The 15218-nt window shown below is 67.1% G+C and carries 14 protein-coding genes; 9 read left to right on the top strand and 5 right to left on the bottom strand.

The genetic code is table 11. From position 1 onward, the window contains the following. On the bottom strand, positions 1-511 hold a 511-nt coding region (wrbA, locus tag G3N94_RS21320; protein ID WP_205794550.1), incomplete at its 3' end, for an NAD(P)H:quinone oxidoreductase. A 149-nt stretch (positions 512-660) separates the two neighbouring features. Here wrbA and G3N94_RS21315 point away from each other — a divergent pair. Then, positions 661-1995, top strand: coding sequence for a YihY family inner membrane protein (locus G3N94_RS21315; RefSeq protein ID WP_205794549.1), 1335 nt, complete (start codon positions 661-663; stop codon positions 1993-1995). Between the two features lie 81 nt (positions 1996-2076). Here the strand turns inward: G3N94_RS21315 and G3N94_RS21310 are convergent, their stop codons facing one another. Further along, positions 2077-2394, bottom strand: coding sequence for an Mpo1-like protein (locus tag G3N94_RS21310; RefSeq protein WP_205794548.1), 318 nt, complete (start codon positions 2392-2394; stop codon positions 2077-2079). 194 nt (positions 2395-2588) lie between these two features. On the opposite strand from G3N94_RS21310, the gene G3N94_RS21305 reads away from it, so the two are divergent. The 3 genes from G3N94_RS21305 to aroC all read left to right on the top strand — a co-directional run bounded on the left by G3N94_RS21305 (position 2589) and on the right by aroC (position 6432). Further along, complete coding sequence (locus G3N94_RS21305) at positions 2589-3059, top strand: CBS domain-containing protein (RefSeq protein ID WP_205794547.1); 471 nt, start codon at positions 2589-2591, stop codon at positions 3057-3059. A gap of 164 nt (positions 3060-3223) precedes the next feature. Continuing rightward, positions 3224-5158 (top strand): MFS transporter, encoded by a 1935-nt coding sequence (locus G3N94_RS21300; RefSeq protein ID WP_205794546.1) that lies wholly within the window; start codon positions 3224-3226, stop codon positions 5156-5158. Positions 5159-5331: 173 nt separating this feature from the next. Further along, the gene (gene aroC, locus G3N94_RS21295; RefSeq protein ID WP_205794545.1) at positions 5332-6432 is read left to right on the top strand and encodes a chorismate synthase; all 1101 of its coding nucleotides are present in this window, start codon (positions 5332-5334) and stop codon (positions 6430-6432) included. A 184-nt stretch (positions 6433-6616) separates the two neighbouring features. On the opposite strand, the gene G3N94_RS21290 is transcribed toward aroC, so the two are convergent. Then, entirely contained in the window at positions 6617-7696 is a 1080-nt protein-coding gene (locus G3N94_RS21290) for a LacI family DNA-binding transcriptional regulator (protein ID WP_205794544.1), read from the bottom strand. 242 nt (positions 7697-7938) lie between these two features. On the opposite strand from G3N94_RS21290, the gene rbsK reads away from it, so the two are divergent. The 3 genes from rbsK to G3N94_RS21275 all read left to right on the top strand — a co-directional run bounded on the left by rbsK (position 7939) and on the right by G3N94_RS21275 (position 11273). Further along, positions 7939-8871 (top strand): ribokinase, encoded by a 933-nt coding sequence (gene rbsK, locus G3N94_RS21285; protein ID WP_205794543.1) that lies wholly within the window; start codon positions 7939-7941, stop codon positions 8869-8871. A gap of 90 nt (positions 8872-8961) precedes the next feature. After that, positions 8962-10281: an MFS transporter gene (locus tag G3N94_RS21280; protein ID WP_205794542.1), complete on the top strand. Its 1320-nt coding sequence runs from the start codon at positions 8962-8964 to the stop codon at positions 10279-10281. Between the two features lie 44 nt (positions 10282-10325). Further along, positions 10326-11273, top strand: a complete 948-nt coding sequence (locus tag G3N94_RS21275; RefSeq protein ID WP_205794541.1) for a dihydrodipicolinate synthase family protein — start codon at positions 10326-10328, stop codon at positions 11271-11273. Between the two features lie 163 nt (positions 11274-11436). Here G3N94_RS21275 and G3N94_RS21270 read toward each other — a convergent pair whose 3' ends face one another. Continuing rightward, a complete protein-coding gene (locus G3N94_RS21270; RefSeq protein ID WP_205794540.1) occupies positions 11437-13110 on the bottom strand; it encodes an electron transfer flavoprotein-ubiquinone oxidoreductase in 1674 nt (557 codons plus the stop codon). A gap of 178 nt (positions 13111-13288) precedes the next feature. Between G3N94_RS21270 and G3N94_RS21265 the strand changes: the two genes are divergently transcribed. Together G3N94_RS21265 and G3N94_RS21260 are read left to right on the top strand one after the other, a co-directional pair. Beyond that, positions 13289-14065 (top strand): SDR family oxidoreductase, encoded by a 777-nt coding sequence (locus tag G3N94_RS21265; protein WP_205794539.1) that lies wholly within the window; start codon positions 13289-13291, stop codon positions 14063-14065. A gap of 32 nt (positions 14066-14097) precedes the next feature. After that, a complete protein-coding gene (locus tag G3N94_RS21260) occupies positions 14098-14529 on the top strand; it encodes a thioesterase family protein (RefSeq protein WP_205794538.1) in 432 nt (143 codons plus the stop codon). 121 nt (positions 14530-14650) lie between these two features. Here the strand turns inward: G3N94_RS21260 and G3N94_RS21255 are convergent, their stop codons facing one another. Beyond that, on the bottom strand, positions 14651-15196 hold the full coding sequence (locus G3N94_RS21255) for a PAS and helix-turn-helix domain-containing protein (protein ID WP_205794537.1): 546 nt from the start codon (positions 15194-15196) through the stop codon (positions 14651-14653). Positions 15197-15218: the final 22 nt, after the last annotated feature.

Here is a 15218-nt window from a genome sequence, read left to right as displayed (position 1 = left end):
CAGCGCGTTCGTGCCGCGATACGTGCGACGCGCCGTACGGCGTGCCGCCCGTCTGCGTCGTGCTGAGCGCGGATTCGGTGTACGGGATGCCGACGATCATCATTCCGTGATGGAGCAGCGGCAGCATCATCGACAGCAGCGTCGATTCCTGGCCGCCGTGCAGGCTGCCGGTCGACGTGAACACGCACGCGGGCTTGCCGGTCAGCGCGCCGGACAGCCATTGCGGCGTCGTGCCGTCGAGGAAATACTTGAGCGATGCGGCCATGTTGCCGAAGCGGGTCGGCGAGCCGAGCGCGAGGCCCGCGCATTCCTCGAGATCGCGCAGCTCGGCATACGGCGGGCCGTCTTCCGGGATATCGGGCGCGCTCGCCTCGCAGACGGTGGAGACGGGCGGCACGGTGCGGATGCGTGCCTGCATGCCCGGCACGCTGTCGATGCCGTTCGCGATCGCGAGCGCGAGGTCGCGCGTCGCGCCGTGACGGCTGTAATAAAGGACGAGAATGTCTTTCATGGGCAAAGGGGCGTTTTCGCGGCAGCGCCTGCACGCGCGTTGCGCGACCCGCCCCTGCCGGATTGAGCGGCTATTATAGGGGCTGAAGCCGTCGCGCGAAGCGACGGTGCGCGCCGTGTGGCGCAGCGTACGTCGAAGGAGGAAGCCGTTTGCCGAAGTTGAGCGTCGATCTCGACACCCTCAAGCGCCTCGCGCGCTTCGCCGCGAAACGCAGCGCGGAGGACCGCATCCCGCAAGTGGCGGGCAGCCTCACGTTCACGACGATGCTGGCGCTCGTGCCGCTCGTGACGGTCGCGTTCGCGCTGTTCACGGCGTTCCCGATGTTCGCGTCGTTCCAGATCTCGCTGCAGGGGTTCCTCGCCGATCACCTGATGCCCGCGCAGTTCAACATCCAGATCTTCAAGTACCTGAACCAGTTCGCGTCGAAGGCGAAAGGGCTGACGACGGCTGGCCTGATCGTGCTCGTCGTCACGTCCGTGATGACGATGATGACGATCGAATCCGCGTTCAACCTGATCTGGCGCGTGCGCAAGCCGCGGCCGTTCGCGCAGCGGGTGCTCGCGTACTGGGCGCTGATCACGCTCGGGCCGCTGCTGTTCGGCGTGAGCCTGTCGATTTCGTCGTACCTGTTCACGCAGTCGCTCGCGTTCACGGGCGCGCAGTCGACGCCGCCGATCGTCGAATGGATGCTCACGTTCCTGTCGCTGCCGCTGACGGTGCTCGCATTCACGCTCCTTTACGTTTATCTCCCCAACTGTACGGTCGCGTGGCGCGACGCGGTGATCGGCGGGCTGTTCGCGGCGATTGCGTTCGAGTTCGCGAAGCGCGGCTTCGGCTACTACGTGCGCCGGATTCCGACCTACACGGCCGTATACGGCGCGTTCGCCGCGTTGCCGGTGTTCCTGTTGTGGATGTACCTGAGCTGGTTCATCGCGCTGCTCGGCGCGATGGTGACGTCGGCGCTGCCGGCGATCCGCGTCGGCCAGTTCCACCGCGTCCATTACCCGGGCAGCGACCTGCTCGACGTACTGGAGCTGCTCGCCCGGCTCGCCGAGGCGCGCGCGGCCGGCAAGCCGGGCTATTCGGCGGTGATGCTCGCGACGATGCTGCGCTGCGACATGGAAACCGCGCAGCGCCTGCTGGCATTGCTGGAGGAGAAGGAGTGGATCGCGCGGCTGGAGGGCGGCAACGGCGGGGCGCGCTACGTGCTGCTCGCGAATCCCGACCAGCTGACGCTCGCGCAGCTGTTCGACGTGCTGGTAATCGACCGCACCGAGCTGACCTACCAGCTGCAGCGGCGCCGCACCCACGTCGACGGCGCGGCGTTGCTTGCCGTGCTGTCGAGCGACCGCCTCGACGTGTCGCTCGCGTCGCTGATCGCCGCGCACCGGCTCGCGGGCGCGCATCCGGTCGCGGACGCGGACGCCCGCGCGCATGCGCCGGACGTGCCGGACGCGCACGCCCGGCCGCACCGCACCGCGTAAGCCCGGCTCGTGCGCGACTCGTCCGCGGATCGTGCGCGGATCGTGCGGCGGCGGCGGGGTCAGGGCCGGATCAACGCCGGATCAAAGCGGGATCTTGCCGGTGCAGATGTCCTTGAACATCACCCAGTCGCCCATCAGGCTGTAGATCGGGTGGCGGAAGGTGGCCGGGCGGTTCTTCTCGAAGAAGAAGTGTCCGACCCACGCGAACGCATAGCCGCAGACGACGGCGGCCGGCAGCCACAGCCAGCCGCCGGTCGCGATCGCCATGGCGACGCAGCCGATCACGCCGAGCGAGCCGATGAAGTGCAGCCGCCGCGACGTCAGGTTCTGGTGTTCGTTCAGGTAGTACGGGTAGAAATCAGCGAAGCTGGCGAAATGCTCGGTATGCGTGTGCGCCATGGCCGTCTCCTCGGGCCGCTGTCCATGGGGTCATTGTGCGGCGAGCGCCGGGTGTCCGCAAGCGGGCCGGCTGGAGCCGGGGCTCGACGCCGGCCGCGCACGCACGGGCGTTGGCGGGCACCGCCGCTTTCTTTTTGACAGGCTTTCCGATAGGATCGAAAGCCGGTTTTGCATATATGCATGAGGGGACTACGATGCGCGTCAGCGACATTCTGAAAGTGAAGGGCAATACGCTGTTTACGGTGACGCCCGATAAACCGCTGCGCGAAGCGGTCGATACGATGGCCGAACACGATATCGGTTCGCTCGTCGTGATGGAGTACGGCGATCTCGTCGGGATGCTGACGTTCCGCGAGATCATCATGCGCCTGCGCGAGAACGGCGGCGCGATCGGCGACGTGCAGGTGCGCAAGGTGATGGACGAGCCGCTCACGTGCACGCCGGAAACGGACGTCAACGAAGTGCGCCGCATGATGCTCGAGCGCCATGCGCGCTACATGCCGGTGCTCGACCAGAAGGTGCTGATGGGCGTCATTTCGTTCTACGACGTCGCGAAGACGGTCGTCGAGGCGCAGAGCTTCGAGAACCGGATGCTGAAGGCGTACATCCGCGACTGGCCGGAGCCGGAAACGGAAACCGAAGCCCACAAGCCGGTCGCCGGCTGAGCGTCGCGCCCGGGCCGCGCGCACGGGCGCGACTGTCCGGCATGCGGTGGCATGCAGTGGCGCGGGCCGCGCGTGAGCCTTTCTTCCGGGGCTGACTTCTCGATGACAACACCAACGACACAGGGCCCGCGCAGCTTCGCCGCAACGAAGCGCGCGCATTCCGCATGAGCGATCACACGACAGTCTCGTCCGAGCGCCGCAGCGAACGGCGCGCGCACGCGTCCCAGTTCGACCTGCTGCGCGAGCGCCGTTTCGCGCCGTTCTTCACGACCCAGTTCCTGGGCGCACTGAACGACAACGTCTTCAAGATCGGCTTCACGTCGCTCGTTACCTACCACACCGCGCGGTTTTCCGGCGTCGACGCGAAGACTGCCGCGTTCCTGATCTCCGCGATCTTCATTCTGCCGTTCGTGCTGTTCTCCGCGACGTCCGGCCAGATCGCCGACAAGTACGACAAGGCGCGCCTCACGCGCTTCGTGAAAACCTTCGAGATCGTGCTGATGCTCGTCGGGGCCGCGGGCTTCGTCACGCACAGCGCGGCGCTGCTGTATCTGTGCACGTTCATGATGGGGATGCACTCGACGCTGTTCGGGCCCGTCAAGTACTCGTACCTGCCGCAGCACCTGAACGATCACGAACTGGTCGGCGGCAACGGTCTCGTCGAGATGGGCACGTTCATCGCGATCCTGATCGGCACGATCATCGGCGGCGCCGCCGCGGGGCTCGTCGGCAGCGGCGAGCTCGTGCTGGCCGTCAGCGTCGTCGTGATCGCGCTCGCGGGGCGGCTCGTCGCGCAGCGCGTGCCGGCGACGCCCGCGCCGCAGCCCGATCTCGTGATCAACTGGAATCCGTTCACCGAAACGTGGCGCAATCTCGCGCTCGCGGGGCAGAACCGCACGGTGTTCCTGAGCCTGCTCGGCATCTCGTGGCTGTGGTTCGTCGGCGCGACGTTCCTCACGTCGTTCTTCAACTTCGCGAAGGACGTGCTGTCCGCGAGCCCCGACGTCGTCACGATCCTGCTCGCGACGTTCTCGGTCGGCATCGGCCTCGGTTCGCTGCTGTGCGAGCGGCTGTCGCAACGCCGCGTCGAGATCGGCCTCGTGCCGCTCGGCTCGATCGGCATCAGCTTCTTCGCGATCGAGCTGTATTTCGCGAGCCATGCGCTGCCGGTGCCCGGCCACCTGCTGTCGGTCGGCGAATTCCTCGCCGGCGCGCGCCACTGGCGCATCCTCGCCGACCTGTTCCTGCTCGCGATGTTCGGAGGCTTCTACAGCGTGCCGCTGTATGCGCTGATCCAGAGCCGCAGCGCGCCGACGCACCGCGCGCGGATCATCGCCGCGAACAACATCCTGAATGCGCTGTTCATGATCGTGTCGGCGGTGATGGCGATGGCGCTGACCAAGGCAGGCGTGAGCATTCCCGGCATTTTCCTCGTGACCGCGCTGCTCAACGTCGTGGTCGCGGCGTACATCTACCTGCTCGTGCCCGAGTTCCTGCTGCGCTTCGTCGCGTGGGTGCTCGTGCACACGTTCTACCGGATCCGGCTCGTGCATGCGGAGCGGATTCCGGAAGAGGGGGCGGCCGTGCTCGTGTGCAATCACGTCAGCTATGTCGACGCGCTGGTGCTCGCGGCCGCAAGCCCGCGGCCGATCCGCTTCGTGATGGATCACCGGATCTTCAAGACGCGCTTCGCGGGCTGGGTGTTCCGGCACGCGAAGGCGATTCCGATCGCGCCGCGCCACGAGGATCCCGAACTGCTCGCGCGCGCATACGATGCGTGCGAGGCGGCGCTCAACGACGGTGAGCTGGTGTGCATCTTCCCGGAAGGCAAGCTGACGAAAACCGGCGACATCAACACGTTCCATCACGGCATCAGCGAGATCCTGAGCCGCACGCCGGCGCCCGTGATCCCGATGGCGCTGCGCGGGCTGTGGGGCAGCGTGTTCTCGCGTCACGCGGATGCGCGCTGGCCGCGGCCGGTCAAACGGGGCGTGATGAGCCGGTTGACGCTTGCGGTCGGCGAGCCGATGTCCGCGACAGTGGCGACACCGGAAGCGCTGCAGGCGGCGGTGGCGGAGCTGCGCGGCGCGCGGAAATAGCGGCGGGCAGATTGCGGCGGGCAGGGCTGGGTCGCTTCGTGCGGCCCGCGCCGCCGGGACGGCTGGCATAATAGCGGACCAGCAAAATTTTTCGACCGGCGAACGATCGATCTGCACGCGTGTTTCGGCGGGCAGCGCATCGGTTTGCCTATCTCTCTTTGGGCGGTCCCACCATGTCCGGCAATACCCTCGGCACGCTTTTCACTGTCACGACCTTTGGCGAGTCGCACGGCCCCGCGATCGGCTGCGTGATCGACGGCTGCCCGCCGGGCATGGGGCTGACCGAAGTCGACATCCAGCGCGAGCTCGACCGCCGCAAGCCCGGCACGTCGCGGCACGTCACGCAGCGGCAGGAGGCCGACGAGGTCGAGATCCTGTCCGGCGTGTTCGAAGGCACGACGACCGGCGCGCCGATTGCGCTGCTGATCCGCAACACCGACCAGCGCAGCAAGGACTACGGCAACATCGTCGAGACGTTCCGGCCAGGCCACGCCGACTACACGTACTGGCAGAAATACGGGATTCGCGACTACCGTGGCGGCGGCCGTTCGTCGGCGCGCCTGACCGCGCCGATCGTCGGCGCGGGCGCGGTCGCGAAGAAATGGCTGCGTGAGCGGTTCGGCGTCGAAGTGCGCGCGTGCATGACCGCGCTCGGCGAGATCGACGTGCCGTTCGTCGACTGGTCGCACGTGAGCGAGAATCCGTTCTTCGCGCCGAATGCGGACATCGTCCCGCAGCTCGAGGCGTACATGGACGCGCTGCGCAAGGATGGCGACTCGATCGGCGCGCGGATCGACGTCGTCGCGTCGGGCGTGCCGGTCGGCTGGGGCGAGCCCGTGTTCGACCGTCTCGACGCGGACATCGCGAAGGCGATGATGAGCATCAACGCGGTGAAGGGCGTCGAGATCGGCGCCGGGTTTGCCAGCGTCGCGCAACGGGGTTCCGTGCACGGCGACGAGCTGACGCCGGACGGTTTCGTCGGCAATCACGCGGGTGGCGTGCTCGGCGGCATTTCGACCGGGCAGGACATCACCGTGTCGATCGCGATCAAGCCCACGTCGAGCATCCGCACGCCGCGCCGGTCGATCACGAAGGCCGGCGAACCGGCGACGGTCGAGACGTTCGGCCGCCACGACCCGTGCGTCGGCATTCGCGCGACGCCGATCGCCGAATCGATGCTCGCGCTCGTGCTGATCGATCACGCACTGCGCCATCGCGCGCAATGCGGCGACGTGGAAACGCAGACGCCGAAGATCGCCGGCAGCGCGACCTGACGCGGCCGCGGCGGGCGCTTCGGGGCGACGCCAGTCTCATCGAATCGAAGTACAGCGGGGCGCTGCAGCAGGCAGCGCCCCGTTTGTTTTTGGGATCGTCGCATTCCGTTGCCTTCCGTCACGATCCGTTTGTCGTGCTGGTGCACCTGACGGCACGCCAAATCGCCCCGTTCTCTGCCGTCGGTCAATCCGGTGCCACACCGCCCCGTCCCGGCGGCGCGACCGATTCCCTCGTCCGCAATTCGGGCAACACAGCGCAACCGGGCCCGGGCACGCCGTTTTCGAGCGCGTCGAGCAGTGCGTGCGCGGCCTGGCGTCCGATCGCCGCGGTATCGACCCACATCGTCGTCAACGACGGCCGGATCTCGCGGGCGAGCGCGATATCGTCGAATCCGGTGATCGACAATTGCGACGGCACGTCGATGCCGAGTGCCTGCGCCTCGAGTAACGCGCCGAGCGCCAGCGCGTCGTTGCCGCAGATGACCGCGGTGGGCCGCGGCGCCGTGCCGTCGACGATCGCGCGCAGGCTCGCGCGACCGAACGCGATCGACGCAGGCCCTTCATGCAGATGCGCGGGGCGGACCGCGAGCCCGTGCGCGGCAAGCGTCTCGTGAATGCCGCGCAGGCGCGCCTGCACGCGATCATTGTCGGCCGACGGCTGCATGATGACCGCGAAATCGCGATGCCCGAGGCCGAGCAGGTGCCCGGTGAGCCGGGCGAACGCCGCGCGGTTGTCGAATCCGACGCAGCAATGCGGACTGTCGTCGCGATACGCGTAGGTGACGACATACGGCACGCGATGCAGTGCGAGCAGTTCGAACAGTTCCGGCGGATAGGCCTCGCCGACCAGCGACACGGCTTCCACGCCGCGCGCCAGCATCGCGCGCACTTGCGCGAGCGCCTGCGCGGGATCGTAGTTCGAGCAGCCCAGGAACAGCGTGATCCCGTGCTCGGCCATCACCGCCTGCATGCCGGCGACCTGCGACGCGAAGACCTGGTCGTCGAGCGTCGGAATGATTGCGCCCGTGATGTGCGTGCGGGTCGACGCGAGCGCGCGGCCGGCCGCGTTCGGAATCCAGTTCAGCGTGCGCGCCGCGTCGCGCACGCGCTGCTGCACGTCGGCCGACACCTTGCCGGGATCGTTGTAGACGCGCGAGACGGTCGCGGTCGACACGCCGGCGAGCTTCGCGACGTCGCCGAGCACCGACCGGCCGGTGCCGCGGCGGGCGCGCGACGTGCCGCCGCGGGGCGGAGCGTCGCTCATCGGCTGGCTCCCGGCGGCGACGTCCGGCCGGCGTCGCACGTTGTCAAAAACGTCATCGTTTACCCTCGATTGATGGTGCCCGCGCTTGCATCACGTTACACGCCTGTGAGAATGTAAGCGCTATCCATCATGATAACCCGCATTATGTCAGACGCAAATTCCATCATTACCGCGCGGAATTTATTAGTACCGACTTCCTCGGGCGTTTTGTCCGGCTCAAATGTAAGCGGTTACATTGGCGAATGAGTACCATGAACCCACCCCTCGTCACCGTCGTCGGCAGCGCGAACATCGACCTCGTGGTGCGCGCGCCGCGCCTGCCGCTGCCCGGCGAAACGCTGCTCGGCAGCACATTCCAGACCGTTCACGGCGGGAAGGGGGCAAACCAGGCGGTCGCCGCCGCGCGCCTTGGCGCGTTGGTCGCGATGATCGGCTGCGTCGGCGACGACGCGTTCGGCGCGCGTCTGCACGACGCGCTCGCGGCGGAACGGATCGACGTGACGCACCTGCTTCGCGTTGCCGGTGCGACGACGGGCGTCGCCACGATCACGGTCGGCGACGGCGGCACGAACAGTATCGTCGTCGTGCCGGGTGCGAATGCGTGCGTCGACGCCGCGCGGATCGACGCGGCGCGCGACACGATCGCGCGGGCCGCGCTGCTGGTGTGCCAGCTCGAAGTGCCGATCGCGACCGTCGCGCATGCAATCGCCTGCGCGGCCGCGCATCGCACGCCCGTGCTGCTCAATCCGGCGCCCGCGCAGCCGTTGTCCGATGCGCTGCTGGCACAGGTCGACTACCTCGTCGTCAACGAAAGCGAAGCGGCATCGCTGACCGGTATCGCCGTCGACGACGATGCGTCCGCAGTGCGCGCAGCCGACGCGCTGCGCGCGAAGGGTGTCGGCAACGTGCTCGTCACGCTCGGCGCACGCGGCGTCTGCTGGCGCGGCGACGCGGGCTGCGGGCGCCGTCGAGCAGAGGCGGTGGTCGCGGTCGACACGACTGCTGCCGGCGACACGTTCGTCGGCGGGTTCGCGGCGGCTCGCGCCAGCGGTGCGTCGATGGACGACGCGATCGACTTCGGCCAGCGCGCGGCCGCGGTCAGCGTCACGCGTCACGGCGCGCAGACGTCGATCCCGACGCGCGAAGAGGTTCCCGGCGCGCGTGTGGCCACCTAGTGCCTGTTCACGCTAATGACAGGCCATAGGCCCCACGCGCGACCACAACGGCCGTGACCGGCCGATACCTACGACATGGAGACAATCGTCATGAGCGAAGCTCAAACCCTTCCGAGCGCGCCGCCGCGCATCCGGCGCGGCCAGCGCATCGCGCTTGCGCTGCTGATGGTGAGCGGGATCGTCAACTACCTCGATCGCGGCACGCTGGCCGTCGCGAATGCGGCGATCCGCGGCGACCTCGGCCTGTCGCTCGGGCAGATGGGGCTGCTGTTGTCGGCGTTCTCGTGGAGCTATGCGCTGTGCCAGTTGCCGATCGGCGGCCTCGTCGACCGCATCGGGCCGCGCCGGCTGCTCGGCATCGGGCTGATCGTCTGGTCGCTCGCGCAGGCGGCGGGCGGCATCGTGTCGACGTTCGGCTGGTTCATCGTCGCGCGCATCGTGCTCGGCATCGGCGAGGCGCCGCAGTTCCCGTCCGCCGCGCGCGTGGTCAGCAACTGGTTTCCGCTGCGCGCGCGCGGTACGCCGACCGGGATCTTCAACTCGGCGTCGCCGCTCGGCACCGCGCTCGCGCCGCTGGCGCTGTCGATCCTGGTCGTGTCGTTCAACTGGCGCTGGGCGTTCATCGCGACCGGCGCGCTCGGCCTCGTCGTCGCCATCGCGTGGTTTGCGTTGTACCGTGATCCGGCACGGTCGCAATTGACCGCAGCCGAACGCGGCTATCTCGACGCCGATGCGGACAGCGCGATCGCCACGCCGAAGCTGACCTTCGGCGACTGGCGCAGCCTGTTCTCGCACGTCGCGACCTGGGGGATGTTGATCGGCTATTTCGGGTCCGTGTACCTGAACTGGGTTTATCTGACCTGGCTGCCCGGCTACCTGACGATGGAGCGGCACATGAGCCTGATCCGCACCGGGTTTGCCGCGTCGGTGCCGTTCCTGTGCGGGTTCGTCGGCTCGCTCGTTGCCGGCTGGTTCTCGGATCGGGTCACGCGCCACAGCCGCTCGCCAGTCTCGAGCCGGCGCAACGCGGTCGTGGTCGCGATGCTCGGGATGGTCGCGTTCACGATTCCGGCCGCGCTCGTCGAAAGCAACACGCTCGCGCTCGCGTGCATTTCGGTCGTGATCTTTCTCGCGAACGCGGCGTCGGCCTGCTCGTGGGCACTCGCGACGGCGGTTGCGCCGCCGAGCCGGGTCGCATCGCTCGGCGCGATCCAGAACTTCGGCGGCTTCATCGGCGGGGCGCTCGCGCCGATCCTGACCGGCTTCATTGCGCAGAAATGGTCGTTCGTGCCGGCGCTGCTGACCGCGGCGGCGATCGCGTTTGTCGGCGCGATCGCGTATCTGCTGCTGGTGCGCAAGCCGATCCCCGAACAGTCCGCGAGCGCCGAGCACGGGCCGCTGCCCGCGTAAGCGCAGCGTTCGCAACACGCATTCATTGAAGGAAGGAGAAACAGATGCAAGCACAGCGGCAATCGGCCGTCACGATCGAGGGAATCGTGCCGGTGATGCTGACGCCGTTCGACGACGTCGGCGCGATCGACTACGCAGGACTCGAACGGCTCATCGAATGGTATCTGGCGCACGGCGCGGATGCGCTGTTCGCGGTCGCGCAGTCGAGCGAGATGCAGTTCCTGAGCCTCGCCGAACGCGCGGAACTCGCACGCTTCGTGGTCGACCGGGTCGCCGGGCGCGTGCCCGTCGTTGCGTCGGGACATGTCAGCGACAGCCTCGACGCGCAGGTTGCGGAACTGCGCGCGGCGGCCGAATCGGGCGCGCAGGGCGTCGTGCTCGTCACCAACCGGCTCGATCCGGAGCGCAAGGGCAGCGCGGCGTTGCTCGACCATCTGCACAAGCTGCTCGCGCAACTGCCGTCGGATCTGCCGCTCGGCCTGTACGAGTGTCCGGCGCCTTACCGGCGGCTGCTGTCCGACGACGAGCTGCGCGCCTGCATCGACACCGGCCGTTTCGTGATGCTCAAGGACGTGAGCTGCGATCTGGAAACCGTGAAGCGACGCGTCGCGCTTGCGGCCGGGTCGCCGCTGAAGATCCTGAACGCGAACGCCGCGATCGCATGGGACGCGATGAAGGCGGGCTCCGCCGGTTTCAACGGAGTGTTCACCAATTTCCACCCGGATCTCTATCGATGGCTGCGCGTGCACGGTGAGTCGGATCCAGCGCTGGCCGAAGAACTCTCGACGTTCCTCGTCGTTGCGGCCGTGTCGGAGGCGCTCGGCTACCCGGCGCTCGCGAAGCTCTACCATCAGCGAATCGGCACGTTCGAGTCGATCCGTTGCCGCGCGATCGACTACGACATCCGCGAGCGGTTCTGGGCACTGGACGCCGTGCTCGACAAGATCGTGGCCGGTACCGAACACTTTCGCCGGCGGATTGCGGCGCGATAGCGCACGCGGTGTCGTGTGTTGCGCCTGCACGCGACCGGTGCCGGCGAGAGGCGCGAGAGGCGCGAGTTGTGCGCGAAAGGGAGCGGGGCGCTGCGTCGAACGGCGCCCCGTTTCGTTTGAGCGGCGAAAAAAAACGCCGCTCGAGGCGGCGCTTTCCGGCACGTTACATGTTCGGGTAGTTCGGCCCGCCACCGCCTTCCGGCGTGACCCACACGATGTTCTGCGTCGGGTCCTTGATGTCGCAGGTCTTGCAGTGCACGCAGTTCTGCGCGTTGATCACCAGGCGGTCGCTGCCGTCGTCGTTCTTCACGAATTCATAGACTGCCGCCGGACAGAACCGGCCTTCCGGCCCCGCGTACGTGCGCAGGTTCACGTTCACCGGCACGTTCGCATCCTTCAGCGTCAGGTGCGCGGGCTGGTTTTCCTCGTGGTTCGTGTTCGAGATGAACACCGACGACAGCCGGTCGAACGTCAGCTTGCCGTCCGGCTTCGGATACTCGATCGGCTGGCATTGCGATGCCGGTTTCAGCATCTCGTGGTCCGCGTGCTTGTGATGCAGCGTCCACGGCACGTTGCCGCCCATCACCTTCTGTTCGAGGCCGACCATCAGCGTGCCGAGATACAGCCCCTTCGCCATCCACTGCTTGAAGTTGCGTGCGCGGTACAGCTCGTTGTACAGCCACGATTGCTTGAACGCATCCGGATACGCGTTGAGCTCGTCCGACTGGCGGCCGGCCTGCACCGCGTCGAACGCGGCGTCCGCCGCCAGCATGCCGGTCTTGATCGCCGCGTGGCTGCCCTTGATCCGCGATGCGTTCAGGAAGCCCGCGTCGTCGCCGATCAGCGCGCCGCCCGGGAACACCGTCTTCGGCAGCGACAGCAGCCCGCCCGCGGTGATCGCGCGCGCGCCGTACGACACGCGCTTGCCGCCTTCGAGGAACGCGCGGATCGACGGGTGCGTCTTGTAGCGCTGGAATTCCTCGAACGGCGACAGGTACGGGTTCGTATAGCCGAGGCCGACCACAAAGCCGACGACGACCTGGTTGTTGTCCATGTGATACAGGAACGAGCCGCCGTAGGTGTCCGACTTCAGCGGCCAGCCGGCCGTGTGGATCACGAGGCCCGGCTTGTGCTTCGCGGGGTCGATTTCCCACAGCTCCTTGATGCCGATCCCGTACGCCTGCGGATCGGCGTTCGCGTCGAGCTTGAACTTCGAGATCAGTTGGCGGCCGAGGTGGCCGCGACAGCCTTCCGCGAACAGCGTGTACTTCGCGTGCAGCTCCATGCCGAGCTGGAAGTTCTCGGTAGGCTCGCCGTCCTTGCCGACGCCCATGTTGCCGGTCGCGACGCCCTTCACGGAGCCGTCATCGTTATAGAGAATCTCCGCAGCCGGGAAGCCCGGGAAGATCTCGACACCGAGCGCCTCGGCCTGTGTCCCAAGCCAGCGCGTAACGTTGCCCAGCGAGATCACGTAGTTGCCGTGGTTCTTGAAGTTGTCGGGCAGCGCCCAGTTCGGCGTCGTCACCGCGCTCTTCTCGGACAGGAACAGGAAGCGGTCTTCCGTCACCTCGACGTCGAGCGGCGCGCCCCGTTCCTTCCAGTCGGGGAACAGTTCGTTGATCGCGCGCGGGTCCATCACCGCGCCCGACAGGATGTGCGCGCCGATCTCGGAACCCTTCTCGAGCACGCACACGCCGATCTCGGCGCCTTTTTCGGCGGCGAGCTGCTTGAGCCGGATCGCCGCGGACAGCCCGGCAGGGCCGCCGCCGACGATCACGACGTCGTATTCCATCGATTCGCGCGGACCGTATTGCTCGATGAGGCTTGCGGGGGTCATTGGCGTTCCTCTAACCGTTAGAATGCTTTTATTCGGGAGCGTATTGTCTGCGAAACGAAACGCTTGCCGCAACAGAATGCGGATAGATTAGCACGACCGTTCTATTTTTCGTGCTAGGGTTATGCCGCATGGGCCGTGCTTTCCGGGGCGGTGACATAACGTCGAAAGGGGATGTGCAATGGGTCGGTCGATCAATCTGGAAGGCAAGGTCGCGCTGGTGACGGGCGCTTCGAGCGGACTCGGCCAGCGCTTTGCGCAGGTGCTGTCGCAGGCCGGCGCGAAGGTCGTGCTCGCGAGTCGCCGCGTCGAACGGCTCAAGGAACTGCGCGCGGAGATCGAGGCGGCGGGCGGTGCCGCGCACGTTGTGTCGCTCGACGTCACCGACGTGCAGAGCATCAAGGCCGCGGTCGCACACGCCGAGACGGAAGCGGGTACCATCGACATCCTCGTGAACAATTCCGGCGTATCGACGATGCAGAAGCTCGTCGACGTGACGCCCGGTGATTTCGAGTTCGTGTTCGACACCAACACGCGCGGCGCGTTTTTCGTCGCGCAGGAAGTCGCGAAGCGGATGATGATGCGCGCGAACGGTAACGGCAAGCCGCCGTACCGGATCATCAACATCGCATCGGTGGCCGGCCTGCGCGTGTTTCCGCAGATCGGGCTGTACGCGATGAGCAAGGCCGCGGTCGTGCACATGACACGTGCGATGGCGCTCGAATGGGGGCGCCACGGGATCAACGTCAACGCGATCTGCCCGGGCTATATCGATACCGAAATCAACCATTACCTGTGGGAAACCGAGCAAGGCCAGAAGCTGCAATCGATGCTGCCGCGGCGGCGCGTCGGCAAGCCGCAGGATCTCGACGGGCTGTTGTTGCTGCTCGCGGCCGACGAGTCGCAGTTCATCAACGGCTCGATTATCTCCGCGGACGACGGCTTCGGCCTCGCCTGACTGGATGACCCTGAGCAACGAAGAAGACTGCAATGAGCGATTACACCCCCGTTTTTGAGATGTCGATGCCGATCCGCTGGGGCGACATGGACGCGTTCGGACACGTGAACAACACGGTCTATTTCCGTTACATGGAACAGGCGCGGATTTCGTGGTTCGAGCAGCTCGGCATCGCAGGCGGAAACGGCGAGGGGCAGGGGCCGGTCATCGTCACTGCGTCGATGGAGTTCCTGAAGCAGCTGCACTATCCGGGCGACGTGATCGCGAGGATGACGGCCGCGAAGCCGGGGCGCAGCAGCTTCGACACGGGTTTCGAACTGACCCGTGCGGACGACCCGAACCACCTGTACGCGCGCGGCCAGGCGCGTTGCGTATGGGTCGACTACGCGCTCGGCAAGTCGGTGCCGCTGCCGCAAATGCTGCGCGACTCGATCGAGCACGCGTTCGCAGCGAAGGTCGGCTGATTCGGCTGAATTTGCGGCCTGGCAGTGCCGGCGCGCTGCCGTCCATCGATAGGCGCGCGGCCCGCCGGTTGCGCGAATTGACGCGCGAATTGCCGTGAGAATCGGCGCGCCCCCGCGCCGCTCAATGCCCGAGCAGGCGCTGCAGCAGCTCGGCCGTATTTCCCGTCCCGTACTTGCGCATCAGCCGTGCGCGATAGATGTCGACCGTGCGCGAGCTGATGTCGAGCACACGGCCGATCTGCTTGCTCGTCTTGCCGGTCGCGAGCTGTGCGGCGATTTCACGCTCGCGCGGCGTCAGCTCGACCGCGACCCGGCGCGTCGCGCTCAGATCCTCGAACGTCCAGACGCCGGCCGCGAGCGGCGCGGCGCGGTCGAGCGCGCGGCCCGTCACATGGCACCAGAACAGTTCGCCGTCCGCGCGCTTCATGATCCGGTCGTCTGCATAGGTGCCGTTCGCGGCCATTCCCCGCGAAATGCGCTCGCCGATCCGCTGGAATTCGTCCGGCGACGGGTAGAGCACCTCGTACGACTTCCCGATCAGGTCGGCCCGCGTGCAGCGGAAGATCGCCGCGACCGCGTCGTTGCAATCCTCGATCACGCGGTCGCGCGACATGACGAGGCCGATCGGCGCGAGATGGAAGGCGGTCTGGTAATCGAGTGCGGTCATGGACGCGGATGGACGGTGCAAT

The sequence above is a fragment of the Burkholderia sp. Ac-20353 genome (assembly GCF_017104785.1).
Taxonomy (GTDB): Bacteria; Pseudomonadota; Gammaproteobacteria; order Burkholderiales; family Burkholderiaceae; genus Burkholderia.
Note: the sequence above shows the minus strand (reverse complement) of the source record. Positions and strands in the feature narration are given on the sequence as shown.